Raw genomic sequence first — 21,946 nt, forward strand, 5'->3', positions numbered from 1 at the left:
TGGGGGCTAACCGGTCTGCGTGAAGAAGCCGCCGAGCAGCCGGGCGTCGACGTGGTCGGCCGGGAGGTCGCCGTGCTGGGCGGTGATCTCCTCGGCGTACGCCTCGGCGTCGTCCTGCGGGTCGTAGCCGAGCGCGCGGGCGGAGGTGAGGTCCCACCAGGCACGGGTGTTGGCGCTGATGCCGTTGACCACGGTGTGCCCGACGTCCGGTGCGGTCAGCGCGGCGTGCACCAGCCGGGCGCAGTCGGCCGGGCTGAGCCAGGTGGAGAGCATCCGCGGCGAGCGGGGCCGGGGGAAGCAGGAGCCGATCCGCAGCGACACCGTCTGTACGCCGTACTTGTCGGCGTACAGGGACGCCAGGCCCTCGCCGAACACCTTGGACAGGCCGTAGTAGGTGTCCGGCCGGGCCGGGATGTCGCTGCCGATCAGGCCGTCCCCGCCGAGCGGGGTGAAGCCGACGGCGTGGTTGGAGCTGGCGAACACCACCCGCCGCACGCCCTCCTGGCGGCAGGCCTCGTACAGGTGGTACGTCCCCTCGATGTTGCTGCCGAGGATGTTGGCGAAGGTGTCCTCCAGGGAGATGCCGCCGAGGTGGACGACGGCGTCCACGCCGCGCACGGCGGCCCGCACCGCGTCGGCGTCGCGCAGGTCGAAGGCGAGCGAGTCGCTCGCGCCGTCGATCGGCTCCCGGTCGGCGAGGCGCAGCCGGTAGCCGTACGGCGGCAGCAGCTCGCGCAGCAGGGTGCCGACGCCGCCGGCGGCTCCGGTGAGCAGGATGGTGGTGGTCATGACGCGTCCAGGGTGTGCGAGGCGATCCAGTCGAGGTCGAAGTCGTCGCCCAGGCCTGGGCGTTCGGGGAAGCGGACGACGCCGTGCTTGTCGATCGGGTCGACGGTCGAGCGCAGGTGCGGTGGGACCTCGTCGAAGTCGACGTGCGGGTGGAGCAGGCCGCGTTCGTACCAGCGGCCGTTGGTGGTGGCGCCGAGCAGGGCGAGGTTGCCGGAGCCGTTGCCGTGCACCTCGCAGTCGAGGTTGAACGCCTCGGCGAGGTGCAGGGTGCGCACGGCCGGGGTGATGCCGCCGACGTCGGTGGTGCCGGTGCGCAGGATGTCGCAGGCGCCGGAGGTGACCCACTCGGCCCGGGTGAAGTTCTTGCCCCAGGAGGTCTCGGGGCCGATCACCGGGATGTCGAGCTGGTCGGCGAGCCAGCGGTAGGAGGAGATCGAGGCCTCCTCCATCGGCTCCTCGAACCAGTAGTAGTCCAGCTCCTGGAGGGCGCGCCCGAGCCTGAGCGCCTCGGTGCGCGAGTACCAGTGGTTGGCGTCCAGCATCAGCTCGATGTCCGGGCCGACCGCCGCGCGGACGGCGGTGCAGGCGGCGATGTCGAGGGCGACCGAGGGGGCGCCGGCCACCGGGGGCATCCAGGTGTGCAGCTTGATGGCGCGGTAGCCCTGCTCGACCAGCTGGACGGCGAAGGCCGCGAAGTCGGCCGGGGTGGCCAGGCCGCCCGGGGTCTCGTCGCCGCACATGGTGGAGGCGTACGCGGGTATCTCGCTGCGGGCGCCGCCGAGCAGCTTCCAGACCGGCAGGCCGAGGCGGTGGCCGGCCAGGTCCCACAGGGCGAGGTCGACGAAGCCGAGGGCGCGGTCGGTGAGGCCGCCGTGGGCGCCGCGCTGCTTGCGGGCGAGCGAGGTCCACAGCCGCTCGCGGTCCAGCGGGTCCTGGCCGAGCAGCGCGGGGCGCAGGTACTTGTCGAGGACGTGCGGGCGCAGGTGGTCCGGCTGGACCAGGACCCGGCCCGCCACGCCGTCGCTGTCGGTGACGGTGAGCAGCGCCTCGCGGACCTCGTGCGGGGCGGACGGGTGGCGGTGGCCGTGGGAGTCGACGGCCGTCCTGGCGACGGTGGTGAAGACCGTCACCGCGAGGGATTCGATGGTGGCCATGGCGGGATCAGCCGTTCTTCGCCTTGTAGTCGGACTGGGCCTTGGTGAAGGCGTCCGCGACGGCCTTGGCGAACTCGGCGGGCGACATCTTGCCGAGCAGCACCTTCTGGAAGTTGGGCTCCGCGTCGGTCTTGGTGATCTTCGAGTACTGGGGGAGGTAGACGGGCGGCTGGACCAGCTTGACGGCGGTGGAGTTGAGGGCGTCGCCGGCCTGCTTGGTGATCCCCGACTTGGCGTACCAGTCGTCGGCGTAGGCCTCGGTGTTGGCGGGGATCTGGCCGACGTTCTCGTTCCAGTAGCTGTTGGAGGCGTGCGAGTCGAGGAACTCGACGAACTTCCAGGCGGCGTCCTGGTGCTTGGAGTTCTTGAACAGGCCGAAGCCGTCCACCGGGTTGGCCAGGATCGAGGAGCCGCTCGGGCCGGAGGGCAGCAGCATGCCGGCGACCTTGTCGCCGAGCGCGGTCTTCACGTCCTTGGTGGAGCCCAGGTTGTGGTGGACCATCATCACCTGGTTGGCCTGGAACTGGGCCAGCATCTGCGGGTAGGCGTTGGAGACGTCCGCCTCGGGGGTGGTGTTCTTGAACTGGGCGGCGATCTTGGCGATCAGCTCGACGTTCCGCGGGTCGTCCACCGTGGACTTCCCGGCCGCGTCGAACATCGAGGCCAGGCCGGAGTAGGCGTACGCCTCGGACAGCACCTGGAAGCCGGAGCCGGAGCCGCCGCGGATGGTGAAGCCGTACTGGTTCTTGGACTTGTCGGTGAGCCTGGCGGCGGCCGCGAAGAGCTCGTCCCAGGTCTTCGGGACCTCGATGCCGGCCTCCTTGAACTTGTCGGCGCGGTACCAGATCACGTCCTGGTTGCCGGAGGACGGCAGCTGGTAGAGGCCCTTGCCGCCGGCCGCCGCCTTCGAGGTCTCCAGCATGTTGGCGGAGAGCTTGCCGTTCAGCGCGCTCTTGGCGAGCAGTTCGTCGAGCGGGGCGAGCGCCTTCTGCGCGGTCAGCGAGGCGAGCAGGGCGGTGGTCACGCCGCCGACGTCCGGGGTGGAGTTGGAGGCGATCGCGGTGTTGTACTTCTCCGCCACCTCGGAGCTGGTCACGCCCACGTACTTGACGGTGATGGTCGGGTTGGCCTTCTCGAACTCGTCGATCAGGTGCTGGAAGAGCGGCGTTCTGGCCGGGCCGGCGTTGTTGTCCCAGAAGGTGACGGTGACCTTGCCGCCGTCGGCGGAGGAGCCTGATCCGGAGGAGCCGCAGGCGGTCAGCAGGCCGAGGGCGGCGAGGGCGGCGGCAGCGGTGCGCAGGGAGCGGGACATGGCTGTGTCCTGTTCTGTGTCGGGTGGTGGGTGGGGGAGGTCAGCCCTTGACGGCGCCGGCGCTCATGCCCTGGACGAGGTACTTCTGGACGAAGGCGAAGACCAGGACCACGGGCACCGCGGCGACCACGCCGCCGGCGGCCAGCGCGCCGAAGTCGACGGTGTTCTCGCCGATGGTGGTCTGCAGGCCGACCGGGACGGTCTGCAGCTCCGGATCGTTGAGGAACATCAGCGCGAAGAGGAAGTTGTTCCAGCTGCCGATGAAGGCGAAGGAGCCGACCGCGACGATGCCGGGCCGCAGCAGCGGCAGCACCACGGCGAGGAAGGCGCGGATCCGGCCGCAGCCGTCCACCATCGCGGACTCCTCCAGCTCCACCGGGACGTTCTTCACGAACCCGCTCATCAGGATCATGGCGAGCGGGAGTTGGAAGGTGGTCTCGGCGATGATCAGGCTCCAGCGGGAGTTGATCAGGTCGAAGACCTGGAAGATGTTGAACAGCGGGATCAGCATCATCGCGCCGGGCACGAACTGGGTGCACAGCAGCGCCAGCAGGAAGAGCTTCTGGCCGCGGAACCTGAACCGGGCCAGCGCGTAGCCGCCCATCAGCGCGAAGAAGGTCACGAAGAGCAGGGTGAGCAGGGCGATCCAGATGCTGTTCTGGAAGTAGACCCGGAAGCCCATCCCGTTCCAGACGGTGTCGAAGTGCTCGAACGTCAGCGGCCAGGGCAGCAGCGAGGTGGAGCCGGCCGGGCGGAGCGCGAAGAGCAGCATCCAGTAGAACGGCACCACGGTGAAGACCAGGTACAGCGCCAGCGGAAGGAACAGCCGGCCGATCCGGCCGAGATCGGGGCGCCCGCCGGCGGCGGACCGGGTGGACTTCGCGGACAGCGGGACGGCGGCGGTGGTCACGGCGGAGTTCTCCAGGGGGTGGGCGGGGTCTGCTTCTCTGCTACTTCTCGGTGCCGAACTTGCTGAGCCGCAGGTAGAGCACCGAGCAGAACAGCAGGATCACGAAGGCCGCCGTGGTGAGCGCCGAGCCGTAGCCGAAGTCGTACGACTTGCGGGCGAGTTGGGCGACGTACAGCGGGAGGCTGGTGGTCGCGCCGGCCGGGCCGCCGTTGGTGAGGGTGTAGAGCAGGTCGACGTTGTTGAACTCCCAGACCGAGCGCAGCAGGGTGGCCAGCACGATCGCGTCCCGCAGGTGGGGGAGGGTGACGTGGCGGAAGCTGCGCCACCGGCCGGCGCCGTCCATCGAGGCCGCCTCGTACAGCTCCTTCGGGACGGACTGCAGATCGGCCAGGATGAGGATGGCGAAGAACGGTACGCCGCGCCAGAGTTCGGCGACCACGGCGGCGGAGAACACGGTGTCCGGATTGCCGAGCACGGAGGTCGCGGCGTCGCCGATGCCCAGCTGGGCCAGGTAGTGGAAGACGCCGGTCGCCGGGTTGTAGAGCAGCATCCAGATGCTGGTGGTGAGCACGCCGGAGACCGCCCACGGCGAGAAGACCATCGCCCGGGCCATCGCCCGGCCGAGGAAGGTCTCGTTGACGATCAGCGCGAGCACCAGCCCCAGCAGGAGCTGCAGGGCGACCTCGGCGCACACCCACTTCGCGGAGAACGCCAGGCTGTGCCAGAACTGCTCGTCGCCGAACATCCGGCGGAAGTTGTCGAGCCCGACGAAGGCGTCGTCGTACGGCTCGTTCACCACGTGGTGCTGGAGCGCGTAGTAGACGACGCTGCCCACCGGGAAGACCAGGAAGCAGGCCAGCAGCAGGACGGTCGGGGTGATCAGCGCGTACGGGGTGAGCGCTCGCCGTACAGCCACGTCGGAGCTCCATTCCTCTACGTTCATGGACGTCGTTCACATGCGTGGACAATCTAGGGAGGCTGTGGGGGTGCGTCAACCCGTCTGCAGGACGGGAGTTTCAGAAATCTGTTCACAGATGTGGACTCGGGTCAGAATGTTGTATAACCCTGGTGTCATACCGTCCCTCCACCGGAGAGCACACCCATGACCGACGCGCCCGCCCCCCTCATCGACCGCCTCGACGGCCTGCTGTTCTTCCCCGTCACCGCCTTCACCGCCGACGGCACCCTCGATCTCCCCACCTTCCGCACCCACGTCCGCGCCCGCCTCGACGACGGCGCCGCCGCCGTCTTCGCCGCCTGCGGAACCGGCGAGTACCACGCCCTCGACCTGGACGAATACGAATCTGTCATCGCCGCGGCGGTCGAGGAAACGGCCGGGGCCGTACCGGTTGTGGCCGGAGTCGGCCACGGCACGGCCCTTGCGCTCGAGTTCCTGCGGCGCGCCGAGCGGGCCGGCGCCGACGGCGTCCTCGCGCTGCCCCCGTACCTCGTCAAGCCCTCGCAGGAGGGTCTGCTGCGCCACTACCGCGCCCTGGCCGAGGCCACCGCGCTCGACGTCATCGTGTACGCGCGGGACAACGCGGTGCTGGAACCCGAGACCGTCGTCGCCCTCGCCGCCGTGCCCAACGTGGTCGGCCTCAAGGACGGCATCGGCGACCTCGACCTGATGCAGCGCATCGTCAGCGCCGTCCGCACCTCGCACCCCGGCCTGGACTTCCGGTACTTCAACGGCCTGCCGACCGCCGAACTCACCGGCCTCGCCTACCGGGGCATCGGCGTCACCCTCTACTCCTCCGCCGTCTTCTGCTTCGCGCCGGACCTCGCGCTCGCCTTCCACCGGGCCCTCGGCAACGGCGACGACGACACCGTCAACCGGCTGCTCGACGGCTTCTTCCGGCCACTCGTCGAACTGCGCAACCAGGGCCGCGGGTACGCGGTCTCGCTGGTCAAGGCCGGCGTCCGGCTGGACGGGCTCGACGTCGGCCCGGTCCGGGCGCCGCTCACCGAGGCGGCCGACGAGCACATCGAGCAGCTGGCGGCGCTGGTCAAGCAGGGGCGCGCGCTGCTCTGACCGCCCGTCCGCCCGTGAGCCCGGCGCGCTGTGCGGTGCGCCGGGCCGGTCCCCCGACCCCCACTCCTCCAGAACGGGAGCCAGCCGTGCGCGCCTCCGCCTTCCTCTACCCCTGGGACGTCGTCGGCGACCCGGCCGCCCCCGCGGCCGTCGCCGAACTCGGCCTCCAGCAGGTCACCCTGGCCTCCGCCTACCACTCCACCCGCGCCCTCACCCCGCGCCACCCCACCCGCCGGATCGTCACCGCCCGGCACTCCGCCGTCTACTACCCGCCCGCCACCGAACGCTGGCGCGGCCGGGCCCTGCGGCCGCACGGCCAGAGCTGGATCCCCTCCGTCGACCCCTTCGGCGACGCCGCGGACGCCCTGACCGCCGCCGGGCTGGAGGTCCACGCCTGGGTCGTCCTCGCGCACAACTCCCTGCTCGGGCAGGCCGTACCGCGCTGCACCGTGGAGAACGCCTACGGGGAGCGCTACCCCTGGGCGCTGTGCATCGCCCAGGAGGAGGTCGTCGAGTACTGCGCCTCGCTCGCCGCCGAAGCCTCCGTCCGGCCCGGCGCGCGCGGCGTCGAACTGGAGAGCTGCGGCTGGTACGGCCTCGCCCACCTGCACGCCCACGACAAGATCGGCGGCGTCGGGCTGGGCCCCGTCGGACAGCTGCTGATGTCGCTGTGCTTCTGCCCCGCGTGCGAACGCGGGTACGGACTCGGGGAGAAGCTGCGCGCGGCCGTCCGGGAGGCGCTCGAACCGCTCTGGCGGGGAGCGCCCGAGCCCGCGGGAGGCTCCGAGGCGGACGGGCCGGCGGCGCTGCTCGGCCCCGGGCCGGCCTCGGCCGTGCTCGCCCACCGGCTGGGCGCGGCACGGGAGTTGCAGCGCACGGTGGTCGGCGCGGTCCGGGCCGCCGCCGGGCCGGACTTCCGCATCCTGCTGCACGCCGACCCGGACCCCTGGCGGTACGGCGCCAACGTCGGCGTCGACGTGGGGTGGGTGCTCGACCACGCGGACGGGCTGGTCGTCCCCGCCGCGCTCGCGGCCCGGGCCTCGGCCGCCCCGCGGCGGCCCGGGACGGTGATCGCCGCCAACTCCACCGTCGTCGCCGGCATGGGCGGGGGCGCGCCGGTGCCCGACGTCCCCGGTGCCGACGAACTCCGCTTCTACCACGTCGGATTGGCCTCCGACGCCGACCTCGCCGCGCTGCGGGCGGCGCTCCGGCCGTAGGCTGCTCCCCGTGCGTACCCAGGTGATCGTCCTCAACGGAGGCTCCAGCTCCGGCAAGACCAGCCTCGCGCGGGGCCTCCAGGACCTGCTGCCCGACCCCTGGCTCGCCTTCAGCGTCGACACCCTCGTCGACGCCCTGCCCGCGCGCCTGCGCGAAGGCGGCGAGGGCATCGCCGCCGACACCGACACCGTCGCCGTCGGCGACACCTTCCGCCGGCTCGACACCGCCTGGGCCCACGGCATCGCGGCGATGGCCCGGGCCGGCGCCCACGTCCTCGTCGACGACGTCTTCCTCGGCGGCCCCGCCTCCCAGGCCCGCTGGCGCGAGGCCCTCGCCGGCCTCGGCGTCCTGTGGGTCGGCGTCCACTGCGCCCCGGCGGTCGCCGCCGCCCGCGAGGCCGCCCGCGGCGACCGCGCGACGGGCATGGCCGCCGCCCAGGCGACGGCCGTCCACCGGGGCGTCCACTACGACGTCGAGGTGGACACCGGCACGGACCCCCTGGACCGGTGCGCGGCCCGGGTGGCGGCCCGGCTGGTGTGACCGCCGGGGCCCGGTGCCTCAGCCTCCGGTGCCTCAGCCTCCGGCGTGGGACAGGCCGAGGGCGGCGGCGAAGGCGGTGAAGGTGGGGGCGGCGGTGCGCCAGGCGCAGAGGCGGGGGTCGGTCCAGAAGTCGCTGCCGACGACGCGGGGGTCGGTGGGGCTGGTCCGGTAGTCGAGGGCGAGGGCCACGTCGGCGCCGGGGACGCGGCAGACGGCGATCAGGACGGCCTGTTCGACGTCGAGCCAGGGGAGCTCGACCGGCACGTGGGCCGTGCTGCCGCGGGCCTCGCGGAAGAAGGCCAGGGAGGGGTCGTCGGCGAAGGCGTCCAGGGAGTGCGACTCCCACTCCATGCTCTCGGCGCTGCCGAGGAAGTCGACCGGCTCCTCGAACCAGGGGACGGCCCGGCGCAGCTCGTCGTCGCCGGGATGGTGCCAGTGCCCGTCCTCGATGAGGTGCACGAGCAGCGGCGGCAGCTCCAGCCCGCGTGTCGACCAGGTCATGGCGCCGAGCCTCTCATGTCGGCGGGTGTGTGTGAAAGATGGAGGTGGGGGGGATGTCGGGTGAAGGCGGGGGCGGGTGGGGGCGGCTGGACGCCGCGGGGCTCCGGCGGGTGGGGCTCCTCTAGAGTTGGGGGCCGGTCCGGCGATGGGGGCCGGTGGGTCTAGTGAGGAGCAGGTCGTGGGCGACGTGGCGGCTGTGCAGCGGGAGATCGCGCGGGAACTCCAGGTGGGGTCGGAGTTCGACGCGCAGGCGGAGATCGAGCGTCGGGTGGCGTTCCTGGCGGAGCGGCTGACCTCGACCGGGCTGCGGTCGCTGGTGCTGGGGATCAGTGGCGGCGTGGACTCGACGACCGCGGGCCGGCTGTGCCAGCTGGCGGTGGAGCGGGTCCGGGCCGCGGGCCACGAGGCGACGTTCTACGCGATGCGCCTGCCGTACGGCACGCAGGCCGACGAGGCGGACGCGCAGCTCGCGCTGGGCTTCATCCGCGCCGACCGGGTGCTGACGGTGGACGTGAAGGCGGCGAGCGACGCGGCGATGGACGCGGTGGTGGCCGGCGGGACGGAGTTCCGCGACGCGCACCACCAGGACTTCGTGCGCGGCAACATCAAGGCCCGGCAGCGGATGGTCGCGCAGTACGCGGTGGCCGGCGCCCACGACGGCCTGGTGGTGGGCACCGACCACGCCGCCGAGGCGGTCTCCGGGTTCTTCACGAAGTTCGGCGACGGCGCGGCCGACGTGGTGCCGCTGACCGGCCTGACCAAGCGCCGGGTGCGCGCGGTGTCGGAGGCGCTGGGAGCGCCGGCCGCGCTGATCTGGAAGACGCCGACCGCCGACCTGGAGACGCTCAAGCCGGGCCTGCCGGACGAGGACGCGCTCGGTGTCACCTACGACGACATCGACGACTTCCTGGAGGGCAAGCCGGTGGCGGAGGAGGCGTTCGCCGCGATCGTCCGCCGGTACCGGCTCACCGAGCACAAGCGGCAGCTGCCGATCGCGCCCTGACGGTTCAGCGGGCCGGGCAGAGGGTGGCCTGGAGGGCGGCGAGGATCTTCTCGGCGGTCTCCGGGCCGAACCCGTTGGGGTGGGCGGCGCTGGTGAAGCGCTGGTTGGTGAGGTCGACCAGCTTGGCGTGGTCCTTGGGGAAGTTGTAGACCGCCTGGCACTGGTTGCGGGCGTTGTCGATCGCCTTGTCGGGCTTGCCGCCGACGATGTCCTTGTCGATCGTGTCGAGGGCGGCGATCAGCCTGGCGGCCCCGGCGGCGTCCGGCTTGGCGGGCAGGCCGGCGTCGGCGGGCGGCGCGGCCTTGCTGGCGGGCGCGGACGGGGCGATCGGGTCGGCGGAGGCGCTGCCGGTGGCGGCCCCGGCGTCGGAGGACGCGGCGGGGGCCGCGGCGGCGGAGGAACCGGACGTGCCGGGGGTGCCGGAGGTGCCGCTGGAGCAGGCGCTCAGGGTGAGGAGCGCGAGCAGCGGGGCGGCGGCGAGGGTGAGAGTACGCGGTCGCATGGCCGACACGATGTCATGTCCGCGCCCCGGTGGTCGAGGGTGAACGCGATGTCCGATGGCCGCCAGCTTGGTTGAGCGTAGAACAACAGGATGGACGTCATGCGAAGCATCCCCGAGGGAGAGGGAACGGACATGACGGTTCAGGTTCAGGCTCAGATGCGGACGATCGCGGGGGACGTCGCGCTGGTCACCGGCGGCAGCCGGGGCATCGGCGCCGCGATCGCGCTCCGGCTGGCGGAGGAGGGGGCGGACGTCGCGTTCACCTACCGCGACAGCGCGGAGCGCGCGCAGGCCGTGGTCAAGGAGATCGAGGCGCTCGGTCGCCGGGCGGTCGCCCTGCGGGCCGACAGCGCGAGCCCGGCCGAGGTGCGGGCGGCGGTCGGCGCGGTGGCCGAGCGGTTCGGGCGGCTGGACGTGCTGGTGAACTGTGCGGGCGTGGGCGCGGTCGGTCCGCTCGCGGAGGTGACCGACGAACTGATGGACCAGGTGCTGGACGTCAACGTCCGCGGCGTCCTGACGGCCTGCCGGGCGGCCCTTCCGCACCTGGCGGACGGCGGACGGATCGTCACCATCGGCAGCTGCATGAACGAGCGGGTGCCCTTCGCCGGCGCCGTGCTGTACGCGACCAGCAAGAGCGCGCTGACCGGGCTGACCAGGGCACTGGCCCGGGAGGTCGGCGACCGGGGGATCACCGTCAACCTGGTCAACCCCGGGCCGACCGACACCGAGATGAACCCGGCGGACGGGGACGGCGCGGACTTCCAGCGCTCGCTCACCGCGCTCGGCCGCTACGCCGCCCCGGCGGAGATCGCGGCGGTGGTCGCCCACCTGGTCGGCCCCGGCGCGCGGTACGTCACCGGGGCGACGGTGGCCGTGGACGGCGGCTTCTAGGCCGTTCCTGGCCGCCCGGCCGGGGCGCGGGGGCCGTACCGGCGGAACCCCGCGCCCCGCGGGGCGTCACGGGAGCCAGGTGATCGCGCCGTCCGGGACGGGGTCGTCGAGGCGGCGCAGGCACGAGGGCCGTAGCAGGCACTGGCGGAGCAGCTCCCGGGCCACCGTGCGGGCGAGCTCGATGGCGCCGTGCGCCTGGAAGTGGGTGTTGTCGGCGACCCCCGCGGGGTAGTTGCCGCCGGCGGCGAGCCACAGGAAGTACGCCTTGGTGCCCTCGGGCCCGAGCCGCTGCCAGGCGGCGAGGCTGAGCGCCTGGAGGTCGATCAGCGGCACCTGCTCCGCCGCCGCGAGGTCGCGCATCGCCTGCGGGTACAGGCCGTGCGAGGCGTACGCGTGCCCGGCGGCGTCGAACCGGCGGCGCTCGACGGAGGTGACCAGCACCGGCAGCGCGCCGCGCTCCCGCGCGCCGTCCAGGTAGCGCCGCAGGTACGCCTGGTACGTCGTGTACGGGTCGGTGCCGCGGGCGGGGTCGGTGGTCTTCTCGTCGTTGTGGCCGAAGGAGACCAGCAGCAGGTCTCCGGCCCGGATGTCGGCGAGGATGCCGTCCAGCAGCCCGAGGTCGGCGAAGCTCTTGGAGCTGGCGCCGGACAGCGCCCGGTCGGCGACGGCCAGGTGACCGGTGGCGAAGGCGGGCAGCGCCTGGCCCCAGCCGGCCCGCGGGGCCTCGGCGGCGGTGTACGCGGAGGCGGTGGAGTCGCCCGCGACGTACAGCGTGGTGCGGCGCGGGCCGGCGGCCGCGGGGCCGGCGCCGAGGGCGAGCAGCGGCAGGGCGGCCGCGCCGGCCAGGGCGGTGCGGCGGGAGAGCGGGGTCATCGGGCCTCCTCAGAGCCAGGGCTGCCAGTTGTCGCCGCCCAGCAGGTAGGCCTCCCGGGTGTGCGCGGCGGCCTGCTCCTCGGTCAGCTGCGGCCGCGCGGCGGGGACGGTCACCACCGCGCCGGGCCCGGTGTTGGCGTACTCGGCGAAGCGCTGGCTCTGCCACGGGTAGGTCGCGGACATGTTGGCGTACGGGGCGGCCGCGTCGATGCCGGCGCCGATCACCGACTGGCGGACCGTCAGCATCGGCCAGGCGGTGGGGTCGCTGCCCGGCACCCACGGCCGGGCGAGGCAGTAGGCGCCGGCGGGCGCCGTGCTGGTGAAGGTGCACTGCCGGGCGAGGAAACCGCGCGGGTTCGCGCGGGCGGTGCTGGGCGCGAAGACGAAGCCCTGCGGGGTGGAGGCGAGGTCGGTGCGGGCGAGGGTGCGCAGTTCGCACCGGTCGAAGACGGCGGTGGCGCGCCCGAAGACGAAGTCGACGTCGCCCTCGACGTAGCACTTGCCGTAGTACTGGCGGGCGAAGACGGCGAGTGAGGGGGAGTCGGCGTACAGGGTGTCCTGGTGGCCGAGGAAGCGGCAGCGCAGGAAGGAGCTGCGGTCGCCCGTCGCCTTGACGGCGACCGCCTGGGTGCCGGTCCAGCCGGGGTGGTCGGCCCGCAGCCAGTCGTTGGCGAAGGTCAGGTCGCGGGCGGTGAAACCGGCCCCGGCGAGGGTGGCGGTGGCGCTGCCGGTGGTACCGAGGACGGTGCCGTCCGGCCGCGGGGTGCCGGCCGCGTTGCCGTACACGATCACCACGTCCCGGGCGTTGCCGGTGGCACCGACCACGGTGAGGTACGGGCGGGAGGCCGGCACGGTGACGGTCTCGCGGTAGGTGCCGGCCGCGAGGACGAGGGTCCAGCCGGTGGTGGCGGTGGCGCCGGTCGGGGTGGCGGAGACGGCGGCCTGGACGGTGGTGTGGTCGCCGCGGCCGGCGGCGTCGACGTACAGCGTGCGGGAGGTGAGGCGGGCGGCGGGCGTGCCGTACTTTCCGAACGGGGCGCGGGCGGCGTGCGCGCTGCCGGGGACGGCGGCGCCGAGCAGCGCACCGGCCGAGGCGAGCAGGACGGCGCGGCGGGAGGGGATGGCAGGGGGCATGGCGGCTCTCCTGGCAGGGGTGGGCCGGGCAGGGGTGGGCCGGTCCCCGGCGCGGCGGGTCGCGTCGGGGCCCGTGCGGGGGCGGGCGGCCTACAGGTGGCCGGAGCCGGCCGAGGCGGTGACCTTGGCGGGAACGGCGGAGGCCGCGTCGACGGCGGTGCGCAGGGTGGGTGTCCAGCTGGCCGAGGTGCCGAGCTTCTTGCTGGAGTTGGCGGCGTTCCAGGCGGCGATCAGGTCGGTGGTGGTGCCGTTCACCGCGTTGCCGCTCGCGGTGAGCGCGGTGCCGCCCCAGTTGTAGAGCACCTTGCCCGCGGCGACGCCGGAGGGCAGGGCGAAGTAGTTGTTCTGCGCGACGATCTGCGAGGACTTGCCGACGCCGATGCTGTACTCGTAGTTCCCGGCGGTCGGGACGAAGTAGTTGTTGTAGACGTCGACCTGGCCGAAGCGCACCCGCGGCGCGCGCTCGACGGTGTTCTGCCACAGGTTGTGGTGGAAGGTCACCCTGAGGTGGCCGGAGTCCACCGTGGAGCTGTCGCTGTTGCCGATCAGGTTCGTCTTGTCGTGGTCCTTGAAGACGTTCCACGAGGCGGTGACCAGGTCCGCGCCCTTGACCACGTCGAGCAGGCCGTCGTGGACCTGGTAGAGCCGCCCGAAGTAGCTGGGCAGCGAGGAGTCCGGGACGGCGCCGTCGGAGAAGGTGTTGTGGTCCACCCAGACGTGGGTGGCGTTGTAGACGGTCATCGCGTCGTACATGGAGTTCCAGTTGCCGCTGGAGCCGTCGGTCGGGTCCCACTGCGGGAAGCAGTCGGCGGCGTTCTCGAAGGCGATGTTGCGGACGATCACGTTGTCCACGTTCTTGACCACCAGCCCGCCGCCGCGCAGCTTGGCGTTGTTGACGCCGACGATGGTGGTGTTGGCGCCGACGTTGATCTGCACCTTGTCGGCCTGCAGCTTCTGCGAGGCGGCCCGGGCGCTCTCCTGGGTGCCGGACGGCACCTTGGAGGTGCCCCACACCTTCGGGTCGTACGCGGCGAGGTAGGCGGAGAGGCTGTAGCCGCCGGTGGTGTAGGCGGAGCAGGCGAGGTGGTTGCCGGCGTCGTCGGTGTTGAGGTCGATCGTGCCGGACAGGTAGACGATCTTCGGGGTGGCGTTGGAGCCGTTGCTCGAATTCTTGCCGCCGAGGGCGGCGACCAGCTGCGCCCGGGTGGAGACGGTGACGGTGTGGGCGGCGTCGGCCTTGGACCCGCCGGTGGTGCCGGTCGTCGCGGCGGCCCAGCCGTCGCCCGCGGCCAGGGTGGTGTGGCCGAGATCGGCGGCCTGCGCGCCGGTGGGGACGGCGAGCAGGGTGGTGCACAGGGCGGCGGTGCACAGTGCTGCGCGGGGCAGGCGCATGGCGGGAGCTCCTCGTCGAGCGCTGGGGTGGGGGGTGGGTGCGTGGGGGCGATACGCTCCTCCGGGCGGGTTCAGGAGTATGAACCTCGGTCGCATCCGTGTCCGGACCCTAGGGAGCGTCGGGCGCACATGTCAAGACGCCCGACGCGGCCGCGAGCGGCAGCACCAAAAACCCCGACGCCTCGTCAGGGAGGCGCCGGGGCAGTGGTGGTGGAGTTCTCAGAAGTGTCGGGTCGCCAGGGTGAGCCGGTCGCGGGCGTCGAACAGGGCGTGCCGGATGGTCTCCTCGCGCCCCGGCGAGAGCCGGGCCACCGGGACGGAGACCGACACCGCGTCGCGGGCCGGCGAGCGGTACGGGATCGCGACGCCGAAGCAGCGCACGCCGAGCGTGTTCTCCTCGCGGTCCACCGCGTAGCCGCGGGCGCGGACCTCCGCCAGCTCCTCGATCAGCTTCTCCCGGTCGGTGTGGGTGTGCTCGGTCAGCGGCTCCAACTGCTCCGGGAGCAGCCGGCGGATCTGCTCGTCGGTGTGGGTGGCGAGCAGCGCCTTGCCGTGCGAGGTGGCGTACGCGGGCAGCCGGCGGCCGATCCGGGTGAACGGGCGCAGGCTGTGCTGGGACTGCCGGGTGGCCAGGTAGACCACGTTGGCGCCGTCCAGTCGGGCCAGGTGGATGGTCTCGCCGGTGTCCTCGGAGAGCAGGTCCAGGGTCGGGCGGGCGGCGGCCACCACGGCGTCGCCGTCGATGTACGAGCTGCCGACCAGCAGGGCGCGCACGCCGATGCCGTACCGGGTGCCGGTGGCGTCGGTCTCCACCCAGCCGAGCTCGGTCAGGGTGCGCAGCAGCATGTACAGGCTGGACTTGGGGTAGCCGGTCTGCTCCTGCACCTCGGCGAGGCTGTGCATGCCGGTGTTGCCGGCGAAGTACTCCAGCAGCTCGATGGTCCGCACCGCGGACTTCACCTGGGCGCCGCCGCCGAGGGCGGCGTTGGTCGTCGGCGAGGACATGCCCTTGACCCCTTCCTGTCGCGCGGCGTATCGTCCCGCGAGTTCAACGAGATGTATGCCGTTCAGCATACTGAACAGATGGGCGGTTGTGGGGCGGTGCCCCCCGGTGGGCCGGAACCGGTCCCCGCTGCGGACGCTACCGGACCCGCGACCCCGCTGAGGAGGTCCGCGCAGTGAGCACCGACGCAGTCCCGAGCACCGCCGTGGTCAGCCACGACCCGCGCACCGGCGAGCCCCGCGCCGAGATCGCCGTCGAAGCCGGACCGGCCGAGGTGGACCGCGCCGTCCGCGCCGCGGCCGCCACCCTCGACGCGCTCGCCGACCGCACCCGGCGCGCGGCCCTGCTCCGGGCGGCCGCCGACCGCCTGGAAGCGGCGGCCGAGGAGGTCGTGGCGACCGCGGACGCCGAGACCGCGCTCGGGCCGGTCCGGCTGCGCGGGGAACTCGCCCGGACCACCTACCAGCTGCGGGAGTTCGCCGCGGTCGTCGAGCACGGCGCCTTCCTCGACCTCGCGCTCGACCGCGCCGACCCCGCGCTCGGCCGGCCGGACCTGCGGCGGATGAAGCTACCGCTGGGCGTGGTCGCCGTCTTCTCCGCCAGCAACTTCCCGCTCGCCTTCAGCGTCCCCGGCGGCGACACCGCGAGCGCACTGGCGGCCGGCTGCCCGGTGGTGGTGAAGGGCCACCCGGACCACCCCGCGACCGGCGAACTCTGCGCGCGCCTGCTCCGCGAGGCGGCCGAGCAGGTCGGACTGCCCGCCGACGTGGTCGCCCTGGTGCACGGACTGGACGCCGGCGTGGAACTGGTGCGCCACCCGCTCACCGCGGCGGTCGGCTTCACCGGATCGGTGCGCGGCGGCCGGGCGCTCGCCGACATCGCCGCCGCGCGGCCCAGGCCCGTCCCGTTCCACGGCGAGCTCGGCAGCCTCAACCCGGTGGTGGTGACCGAGCGGGCCGCAGCCACCCGCGCCGAGGAGATCGGCGCCGGACTCGCCGGCTCCTTCACCCTCGGGACGGGCCAGTTCTGCGTCAAGCCCGGTCTGGTGCTGGTGCCCGCCACCGACAGCGGCGCGGTGGAGAAGGCCGTCGTCGCGGCAGCCGCGCAGGCGGCACCCGGACCGCTGCTCGACCCGCGGATGCGCCGCGCCTTCCTGGACGGCGTACGGCAGCGGGCCGACCTGCCCGGCGTCGAGGAACTGCTCGCCGCGGACGCCGAACCGGTCGACGGCGCGCCGCTCGCCGTCCGCGCCGGCGTGCTCGCGGTCGGCGCGGCGCAGCTCGCGGAGGACCTGCTGGAGGAGTGCTTCGGACCGGTGACCGTCCTGGTCCGCTACCGCACGGCGGAGGAACTGGAGACCGTCCTCGGCCGGCTCGCGGGCAACCTCACCGCCACCGTCCAGCTCGCCGCAGACGAGGACGGCCCCGAGGCCGCCGCCCTGCTCCGCCGCCTCGAACCACTCGCCGGCCGCCTGGTCGTCAACGGCTGGCCGACCGGCGTCGCCGTCGCCCCCGCCATGCACCACGGCGGCCCGTACCCGGCCACCACCTCCACCTCCACCTCGGTCGGCGCCACCGCGATCGAACGCTGGCTGCGACCGATCACCTACCAGAACGCACCGCAGGCGCTGCTCCCCGAGGAGCTCCGCGACGGCAACCCGCTCGGCCTCCCGCGCCGGGAGAACTAGCCGGGAGGACCAGCCGGGAGAACTAAGGGAGGAGTGCCAGCAGGTCGGCGGCGACCCGGTCCGGGGCGTCCCAGTGGACGACGTGACCGGCGGCGGGGTAGCTGCGCAGCGTCGCGTGCGGGAAGGCGGCGGCGAGGCGCTCCTGGTCGGAGAGCGGGAGGAGGGTGTCCCGCTCGCCCCGGGCGACCAGCACCGGCGCGCTCACCCGGACCGGCGCGGGGCCGGGCTCCGCGAGCAGGCCGTGGAAGGTCTCCCGCCACACCCGGGCCGGTGCCCGCAGGCCCTCCGCCACCATCAGCTCCGCGAACGCGGGCGGCAGCGGCCGGCACACCAGCGAGTCGATCATCGCCCGCAGCTCCGCCGGGTCGAGCGGGTCGGCGAGCCCGTCGACCCAGGCGCGGATCCCGGCGATCCCCGGCTTGTCGCCCAACTCCGCCGGCGAGCCGAGGAAGGCCAGCGCCCGCACCCGCTCCGGCCGGGCCGCCGCGAACCGGCGCGCGGTGAACCCGGCACTGGACGCCGCCACCAGGACCGCCCGTTCGACGCCCAGTACGTCCAGGAACGCCGCCAGGTCGGCCGCGAAATCCGCCGGCCGGTACCCGTGCGGCGGCAGGCTCGCCCCGCCGTGCCCGCGCTGGCTGGGCGCGAGCACCCGCAGCGACCCGGGCAGGTGCGCCATCAGCGGCTCGAACGCCCGCCACGAATCGCCCACCGCGTGCAGCAGCACCAGCGGGTCGCCGGCGCCCCGGTCCGCGTACGGCAGCACGATCCCGCCGGGCAGTCGGGCCGTCCCGGTGCGGACGGGCACGGTCATCTCACAGCTCCGTGCGGCGGCGGCGGACCACCAGCCACAGGTCGACGGCGGCGAACAGGGTGAGCGCCGCGCAGGCGATCGCGAAGGCGATCAGCGTCCGCTGCCCGGGCGCGCCGGAGGACGGCGGGTTGGCGGCCCACAGGGCGAAGCCCGCGGTGGCGAGCGCGAAGAGCGGAGTGAAGAGGACGGACAGCAGGAAGCGCAGCTTGAGGTCGCTCCTGGCGGTGGCGGGTTCGGTGCCGCTCTGCCAGGTCCGAGGGGTCCGCGCCGGTCGCATCCGGGTCCTCGCCTCCCGCGTCCCTGCCTTCCCTCTCAGCGTAGGACGCGGGCGCCGGGAACGGTGCGCGCAGAGGCCTGCCCGACGAGCCTCAGCGCGGGCTGCCGGAGGTACGGGCGTGGGCACCGGCGGCAGGGCGCGGCTGGCGGACGGTGTGGGTGCTGGCGCCGGCGGCGGCCGGGACGGCGGAGGCCAGCGAGTAGCGGTCGGGCCGGATCGGCCTGACCGTCCGGGCCGGGACGGCCGCGTGCGCGGGGGCGGGCGGGGCCACGGCCACCACCGGGACCACGGCCACCACCTGGGCCACGGCCACCGGGACCGCCGCCGCCACCGGGACCACCGGGCGGGCGGCCGGCAGCCGGACCGGCACCGGGCGCAGTCGCGGCGGCGCGGGCTGCGGCGCGGTGCCGCCGCGGCGCCAGATCGCGGTGAGCCTGGCGTCGGCGGCTGCCAGCGCGGGCTCGGTGAGCGGCAGGGAGAGCAGCACGAGCAGCCCGGCGGCCCATCCGGCGAAGACGTCGGAGATCCAGTGGGTGCCGAGGTAGACGGTGGTCAGCCCGATGGAGGTGGCGGTGAGCCCGGCGAGGACGGCGCCGGTGCGGCGCCAGCGGGTGGCGAGGTAGGCGAGGACGCCCCAGGTGACCACCGCGTTGGCGGTGTGCCCGGACGGGAAGATGGTGCCGCCGGAGAACAGCTCGGGGGAGCCGACGTAGTGCGCGTAGTGCGGGCCCAGCCGACCGGTGACGATCTTGACGCCGCCGACCGTGAAGTTCAGCAGCAGCAGCGCCATCCCCATCACCAGCAGCGGACGGGCGGAGCGCTGCCGGTAGCAGCGCCAGCCGAGCCAGAGGCTGGCGGCGATCGCGGTGGGGCCGCGCTGGCCGGCCACCACCCAGATGTCCAGGTAGGGGAGCAGGTCGGGCCAGCGGTAGTAGGGCCGCAGCTGCTGGAGCGTCCAGTCGAGGTCGACCAGAGGGCTGTCGCAGAGGATGGCGACGACCACCAGCAGGTAGGCCAGCCCGGTGAAGCCGAAGAGCAGGGCGTGTCGTCTGCTGATCGGCGGACGACCGTATTCGAGCGATTCCGCGCCGGTATCTGCGCAGTCTGCTTCGGTTATCGGTCGTTCGACGGATTGGTTCTGGGCTGGCACGCGCTCGACATTACCGGCTGCCGCGGACCCTCCCGGCGGATTCCGTGGATCTGTCACCGGGCGGTGACACGAGTGCCCGGTTCTTCACATCCGGCCAGGTCATTGCCGTCCGCTGAGCGGAGCGGTCGTCAGAACGGCGCTCCGGGCGCGGTCCGGGGCGCGGTTTCCTGAATGTTTCTCCAATTGCCCGAAGGGTGGTGCGCACGCGAAAGGGGCGGCCAATTCGTCGGAGTGAGATCCGTCACTGAATTGACCGCCCCTGCGGGGCCGGCTCCTGCGGGCCGTCAGGGGAGCAGACGCTCGACGGCCACGGCGCCGTACTCCTCGAGGTCCTTGCGGGCCTTCTCGATGAGCTCGGGGGTGGGGGTGCGCCCGGAGGCCATCACCAGGTCCTCCGGGTCGACCGGGTGCTCGGCGCCAGTGTGCAGCAGGTGGTCCGGCGTCGGTCGGGAGTCGCTGTCCGTCGGTTCGGTCATCAATGCCTCCGTGGTGGGGAGCGCCGGCCGGGACGCGGGCCCTGCCGGTCCGGTGCCGGCCGCCCGGTGGGGGCGGCAGGCCTCTGCAACTCCGAGTGTGGACCTTCGGGGGCCGATCCGCGCGATGCGAACCGCCGGTCGGCGCGATGCGAACCGCCGGTCGGCGGCCCGCGCCGCGCCGGACGGAACCGCCGGTCAGTCGAGCGGGCCGCCCGCGACGTAGACGACCTGGCCGGAGACGAAGCCGGCGCCCTCGCTCACCAGGAAGGAGATGGTGTGCGCGATGTCCTCCGGCGTGCCGACCCGCTGGACCGGGATGGCGGTCGCGGCGGCCTGCTTGAACGCCTCGAACTCCATGCCGACCCGGGCCGCGGTGGCCGCGGTCATGTCGGTGGCGATGAAGCCGGGGGCGACCGCGTTGGCGGTGACGCCGAACTTGCCGAGCTCGATGGCCAGGGTCTTGGTGAAGCCCTGCAGGCCGGCCTTGGCGGTGGAGTAGTTGAGCTGGCCGCGGTTGCCCTGCGCGGAGGAGGAGGACAGGCTCACGATCCGGCCGTAGCCGGCGTCCACCATGTACTTCTGCACCGCGCGGGTCATCAGGAACGCGCCCCGCAGGTGCACGTTCATCACGGTGTCCCAGTCCGACTCGGACATCTTGAACAGCAGGTTGTCGCGGAGCACGCCCGCGTTGTTGACCAGGACGACGGGCGCGCCCAGCTCGTCCGCGATCCGGTCGACGGCGGTCTGCACCTGCTCGGCGTCGGAGACGTCGGCGGCGACCGCGAGGGCCCGGCCGCCTGCGGCGGTGATCGCGGCCACGGTCTCCCGGCCGGCCTCCTCGGTCAGGTCGACCACGGCCACCGCGAACCCGTCGGCGGCCAGCCGCAGCGCGGTGGCGGCGCCGATGCCGCGGGCCGCGCCGGTGACGACGGCGACTCGGGAGATGCTGGTCTGCTCGGTCATGCTCGTACTCGTCTCTCTTCCGGGGGTGACGGGGCGAGCCGGCGAGCTGTCCGCGGTTCGGCCCGACGAGGGGTGCACAGCGCGTTGCGGCGGCAACCCTACCGGCGGGTAGTCTTCCGGGCCAGAGGACAGCGCCGCAGGTGACGGAGGGTGAGGAGAGGGCGGGGCCGGGCGGGTGAATCTCCCCCCGGCATGGCCCCGACATGCGGCGGAAATATGCCAACTTCGCCGAACATGCGTCTACTATTGGCCCCTGCCTGCCAGCACAGGCCGACCGTTTGTATAGTGTGCGCCAGCAGCCACCGGCTGCACGGCTGACGCGTCCTCCCTCACAGCGGGATGCTCACTCGCCGTTACTGCCCCGCTCGGGTGTCCCACACACACCGGGCGTGACACCGGGACGGATTTCATGGTGCTGGGGGAGATCCCGACAACCCGCGTGCCCGGCCGACTGCAGCAGTCGCCCGGTCACCTCATCCGCGTGGCCCAGCAGGTGCACACCCGCTTGTGGTCCGAATACGTCGGTACCGAGCTCACGGCTCCGCAGTTCGCCGTGCTGCTGGTACTGGCCCTGGAGCCCGGAGCCGACCAACGCACGGTCGGCGAGCGGGCTTCGCTCGACAAGGCGACGATGGCCGAAATGGTCGCCCGCCTGGTGCGTCGCGGCCTGGTGCTGCGTCGCCGCGACCCGGCCGACGGCCGGCGCAAGCTGCTGGCGCTCTCGCAGAACGGCGCACAGGCCGTCCGCGAGGCCACCGGCGGCGTGGTCCGCGTGCAGCGGACCCTCTTCGAACCGCTCAGCCCCGACGAGCAGCTGGAAATCGTCCGGGTGATGTCGAAGATAGCCAGGCTGGAACCGGCCGCGGTCGCCGTCATGAACGACGCGCGCCCGACGCTGGACGCCCAGCGTGCGATCGGCTACCTGATCCGGGTGGCCCAGCAGGTGCACACCAAGCTCTGGTCCGAGAAGGTCGGCTCCGAGCTGACCGCGCCGCAGTACGCGGTGCTCGACGCCCTCGAGTCCGAGCCGGGAGCCGACCAGCGGACGGTCGGCGAACTGGCATCGCTCGACAAGGCGACGATGGCCGAGATGGTCAGCCGGCTGGTCCGGCGCGGCCTGGTGCTGCGCCGACGCGACCCGTCGGACGGCCGGCGCAACCTGCTCTCGCTCTCCCCGGCCGGTCAGGAGCTGCTGCACCGCTCCGCCGCCGGTGTGCGCGAGGTCCAGGAGGCGCTGCTCGCTCCGCTGGAGCCGCACGAGCACGAGCCGGCGATGGCGTTGCTCGGCAAGGCAGCCCGGCTGTAACGATTCGCCACCCTGAACG

Annotated in this window: 23 protein-coding genes; 7 read left to right on the forward strand and 16 right to left on the reverse strand. The window is 73.3% G+C overall.

Annotated elements, in window-relative coordinates:
• Positions 1–6: 6 nt before the first annotated feature.
• Genes ACGFX4_RS26650 through ACGFX4_RS26670 form a run of 5 tightly spaced genes read right to left on the reverse strand, consistent with a single transcriptional unit; the run spans position 7 to position 5,081 of the window.
• Complete coding sequence (locus ACGFX4_RS26650; protein WP_393079192.1) at positions 7–789, reverse strand: NAD-dependent epimerase/dehydratase family protein; 783 nt, start codon at positions 787–789, stop codon at positions 7–9.
• Positions 786–1,943 (reverse strand): enolase C-terminal domain-like protein, encoded by a 1,158-nt coding sequence (locus ACGFX4_RS26655; protein WP_393079195.1) that lies wholly within the window; start codon positions 1,941–1,943, stop codon positions 786–788. The genes ACGFX4_RS26650 and ACGFX4_RS26655 overlap by 4 nt, the downstream gene beginning before the upstream one ends.
• 7 nt (positions 1,944–1,950) lie before the next feature.
• The gene (locus ACGFX4_RS26660; RefSeq protein ID WP_393079197.1) at positions 1,951–3,255 is read right to left on the reverse strand and encodes an ABC transporter substrate-binding protein; all 1,305 of its coding nucleotides are present in this window, start codon (positions 3,253–3,255) and stop codon (positions 1,951–1,953) included.
• A gap of 40 nt (positions 3,256–3,295) precedes the next feature.
• Positions 3,296–4,165 carry a carbohydrate ABC transporter permease gene (locus tag ACGFX4_RS26665; protein WP_393079200.1) on the reverse strand — a complete coding sequence of 290 codons (870 nt, stop codon included), beginning with the start codon at positions 4,163–4,165 and terminating at the stop codon, positions 3,296–3,298.
• A gap of 40 nt (positions 4,166–4,205) precedes the next feature.
• Positions 4,206–5,081 carry a carbohydrate ABC transporter permease gene (locus ACGFX4_RS26670; protein ID WP_393079203.1) on the reverse strand — a complete coding sequence of 292 codons (876 nt, stop codon included), beginning with the start codon at positions 5,079–5,081 and terminating at the stop codon, positions 4,206–4,208.
• A gap of 186 nt (positions 5,082–5,267) precedes the next feature.
• Here ACGFX4_RS26670 and ACGFX4_RS26675 point away from each other — a divergent pair, with 186 nt between their 5' ends.
• The 3 genes from ACGFX4_RS26675 to cpt all read left to right on the forward strand — a co-directional run bounded on the left by ACGFX4_RS26675 (position 5,268) and on the right by cpt (position 7,955).
• Entirely contained in the window at positions 5,268–6,197 is a 930-nt protein-coding gene (locus ACGFX4_RS26675) for a 5-dehydro-4-deoxyglucarate dehydratase (RefSeq protein WP_393079205.1), read from the forward strand.
• Positions 6,198–6,283: 86 nt separating this feature from the next.
• Positions 6,284–7,414 carry a hypothetical protein gene (locus tag ACGFX4_RS26680; protein ID WP_393079208.1) on the forward strand — a complete coding sequence of 377 codons (1,131 nt, stop codon included), beginning with the start codon at positions 6,284–6,286 and terminating at the stop codon, positions 7,412–7,414.
• Between the two features lie 10 nt (positions 7,415–7,424).
• Entirely contained in the window at positions 7,425–7,955 is a 531-nt protein-coding gene (gene cpt, locus ACGFX4_RS26685) for a chloramphenicol phosphotransferase CPT (protein ID WP_393079211.1), read from the forward strand.
• 33 nt (positions 7,956–7,988) lie between these two features.
• On the opposite strand, the gene ACGFX4_RS26690 is transcribed toward cpt, so the two are convergent.
• A complete protein-coding gene (locus ACGFX4_RS26690; RefSeq protein WP_393079213.1) occupies positions 7,989–8,456 on the reverse strand; it encodes a hypothetical protein in 468 nt (155 codons plus the stop codon).
• A gap of 145 nt (positions 8,457–8,601) precedes the next feature.
• On the opposite strand from ACGFX4_RS26690, the gene nadE reads away from it, so the two are divergent.
• Complete coding sequence (nadE, locus tag ACGFX4_RS26695; protein ID WP_393079216.1) at positions 8,602–9,459, forward strand: ammonia-dependent NAD(+) synthetase; 858 nt, start codon at positions 8,602–8,604, stop codon at positions 9,457–9,459.
• 4 nt (positions 9,460–9,463) lie between these two features.
• Here the strand turns inward: nadE and ACGFX4_RS26700 are convergent, their stop codons facing one another.
• Positions 9,464–9,961, reverse strand: a complete 498-nt coding sequence (locus ACGFX4_RS26700; protein WP_393079219.1) for a hypothetical protein — start codon at positions 9,959–9,961, stop codon at positions 9,464–9,466.
• Positions 9,962–10,093: 132 nt separating this feature from the next.
• Here ACGFX4_RS26700 and ACGFX4_RS26705 point away from each other — a divergent pair, with 132 nt between their 5' ends.
• Entirely contained in the window at positions 10,094–10,852 is a 759-nt protein-coding gene (locus tag ACGFX4_RS26705) for an SDR family NAD(P)-dependent oxidoreductase (RefSeq protein ID WP_393079222.1), read from the forward strand.
• 66 nt (positions 10,853–10,918) lie between these two features.
• Here the strand turns inward: ACGFX4_RS26705 and ACGFX4_RS26710 are convergent, their stop codons facing one another.
• The 4 genes from ACGFX4_RS26710 to ACGFX4_RS26725 form a co-directional block, all read right to left on the reverse strand.
• Positions 10,919–11,725, reverse strand: coding sequence for a rhamnogalacturonan acetylesterase (locus tag ACGFX4_RS26710; protein WP_393079225.1), 807 nt, complete (start codon positions 11,723–11,725; stop codon positions 10,919–10,921).
• Positions 11,726–11,734: 9 nt separating this feature from the next.
• Entirely contained in the window at positions 11,735–12,859 is a 1,125-nt protein-coding gene (locus ACGFX4_RS26715) for a pectinesterase family protein (RefSeq protein ID WP_393079228.1), read from the reverse strand.
• Positions 12,860–12,949: 90 nt separating this feature from the next.
• Positions 12,950–14,251, reverse strand: coding sequence for a polysaccharide lyase family 1 protein (locus ACGFX4_RS26720; RefSeq protein ID WP_393079231.1), 1,302 nt, complete (start codon positions 14,249–14,251; stop codon positions 12,950–12,952).
• 219 nt (positions 14,252–14,470) lie between these two features.
• A complete protein-coding gene (locus tag ACGFX4_RS26725) occupies positions 14,471–15,256 on the reverse strand; it encodes an IclR family transcriptional regulator (RefSeq protein ID WP_393079234.1) in 786 nt (261 codons plus the stop codon).
• A gap of 173 nt (positions 15,257–15,429) precedes the next feature.
• Between ACGFX4_RS26725 and ACGFX4_RS26730 the strand changes: the two genes are divergently transcribed.
• Positions 15,430–16,941: an aldehyde dehydrogenase (NADP(+)) gene (locus ACGFX4_RS26730; protein ID WP_393079237.1), complete on the forward strand. Its 1,512-nt coding sequence runs from the start codon at positions 15,430–15,432 to the stop codon at positions 16,939–16,941.
• A 22-nt stretch (positions 16,942–16,963) separates the two neighbouring features.
• On the opposite strand, the gene ACGFX4_RS26735 is transcribed toward ACGFX4_RS26730, so the two are convergent.
• The 5 genes from ACGFX4_RS26735 to fabG form a co-directional block, all read right to left on the reverse strand.
• On the reverse strand, positions 16,964–17,755 hold the full coding sequence (locus tag ACGFX4_RS26735; RefSeq protein WP_393079240.1) for an alpha/beta fold hydrolase: 792 nt from the start codon (positions 17,753–17,755) through the stop codon (positions 16,964–16,966).
• Between the two features lies 1 nt (position 17,756).
• The gene (locus tag ACGFX4_RS26740) at positions 17,757–18,032 is read right to left on the reverse strand and encodes a DUF6343 family protein (RefSeq protein ID WP_393079243.1); all 276 of its coding nucleotides are present in this window, start codon (positions 18,030–18,032) and stop codon (positions 17,757–17,759) included.
• 91 nt (positions 18,033–18,123) lie between these two features.
• On the reverse strand, positions 18,124–19,182 hold the full coding sequence (locus ACGFX4_RS26745) for a phosphatase PAP2 family protein (RefSeq protein WP_393079246.1): 1,059 nt from the start codon (positions 19,180–19,182) through the stop codon (positions 18,124–18,126).
• Positions 19,183–19,466: 284 nt separating this feature from the next.
• Positions 19,467–19,658: a hypothetical protein gene (locus ACGFX4_RS26750; RefSeq protein ID WP_393079249.1), complete on the reverse strand. Its 192-nt coding sequence runs from the start codon at positions 19,656–19,658 to the stop codon at positions 19,467–19,469.
• Positions 19,659–19,853: 195 nt separating this feature from the next.
• Positions 19,854–20,621, reverse strand: a complete 768-nt coding sequence (gene fabG / locus ACGFX4_RS26755; RefSeq protein ID WP_393079252.1) for a 3-oxoacyl-ACP reductase FabG — start codon at positions 20,619–20,621, stop codon at positions 19,854–19,856.
• Positions 20,622–21,126: 505 nt separating this feature from the next.
• Between fabG and ACGFX4_RS26760 the strand changes: the two genes are divergently transcribed.
• Positions 21,127–21,927: a MarR family winged helix-turn-helix transcriptional regulator gene (locus ACGFX4_RS26760; RefSeq protein WP_393079255.1), complete on the forward strand. Its 801-nt coding sequence runs from the start codon at positions 21,127–21,129 to the stop codon at positions 21,925–21,927.
• The last annotated feature ends 19 nt before the right edge of the window (positions 21,928–21,946 follow it).

This window comes from Kitasatospora sp. NPDC048365 (assembly GCF_043200835.1).
GTDB lineage: Bacteria > Actinomycetota > Actinomycetes > Streptomycetales > Streptomycetaceae > Kitasatospora > Kitasatospora terrestris.

Bases quoted from the DNA above. Each gene is read 5' to 3' on its own strand.
- ACGFX4_RS26650 (WP_393079192.1), bottom strand. From the start codon at position 789: ATGACCACCACCATCCTGCTCACCGGAGCCGCCGGCGGCGTCGGCACC.
- ACGFX4_RS26655 (WP_393079195.1), bottom strand. From the start codon at position 1,943: ATGGCCACCATCGAATCCCTCGCGGTGACGGTCTTCACCACCGTCGCC.
- ACGFX4_RS26660 (WP_393079197.1), bottom strand. From the start codon at position 3,255: ATGTCCCGCTCCCTGCGCACCGCTGCCGCCGCCCTCGCCGCCCTCGGC.
- ACGFX4_RS26675 (WP_393079205.1), top strand. From the start codon at position 5,268: ATGACCGACGCGCCCGCCCCCCTCATCGACCGCCTCGACGGCCTGCTG.
- ACGFX4_RS26690 (WP_393079213.1), bottom strand. From the start codon at position 8,456: ATGACCTGGTCGACACGCGGGCTGGAGCTGCCGCCGCTGCTCGTGCAC.
- nadE (WP_393079216.1), top strand. From the start codon at position 8,602: ATGGGGGCCGGTGGGTCTAGTGAGGAGCAGGTCGTGGGCGACGTGGCG.
- ACGFX4_RS26700 (WP_393079219.1), bottom strand. From the start codon at position 9,961: ATGCGACCGCGTACTCTCACCCTCGCCGCCGCCCCGCTGCTCGCGCTC.
- ACGFX4_RS26705 (WP_393079222.1), top strand. From the start codon at position 10,094: ATGACGGTTCAGGTTCAGGCTCAGATGCGGACGATCGCGGGGGACGTC.
- ACGFX4_RS26710 (WP_393079225.1), bottom strand. From the start codon at position 11,725: ATGACCCCGCTCTCCCGCCGCACCGCCCTGGCCGGCGCGGCCGCCCTG.
- ACGFX4_RS26715 (WP_393079228.1), bottom strand. From the start codon at position 12,859: ATGCCCCCTGCCATCCCCTCCCGCCGCGCCGTCCTGCTCGCCTCGGCC.
- ACGFX4_RS26720 (WP_393079231.1), bottom strand. From the start codon at position 14,251: ATGCGCCTGCCCCGCGCAGCACTGTGCACCGCCGCCCTGTGCACCACC.
- ACGFX4_RS26725 (WP_393079234.1), bottom strand. From the start codon at position 15,256: ATGTCCTCGCCGACGACCAACGCCGCCCTCGGCGGCGGCGCCCAGGTG.
- ACGFX4_RS26735 (WP_393079240.1), bottom strand. From the start codon at position 17,755: ATGACCGTGCCCGTCCGCACCGGGACGGCCCGACTGCCCGGCGGGATC.
- ACGFX4_RS26740 (WP_393079243.1), bottom strand. From the start codon at position 18,032: ATGCGACCGGCGCGGACCCCTCGGACCTGGCAGAGCGGCACCGAACCC.
- ACGFX4_RS26750 (WP_393079249.1), bottom strand. From the start codon at position 19,658: ATGACCGAACCGACGGACAGCGACTCCCGACCGACGCCGGACCACCTG.
- fabG (WP_393079252.1), bottom strand. From the start codon at position 20,621: ATGACCGAGCAGACCAGCATCTCCCGAGTCGCCGTCGTCACCGGCGCG.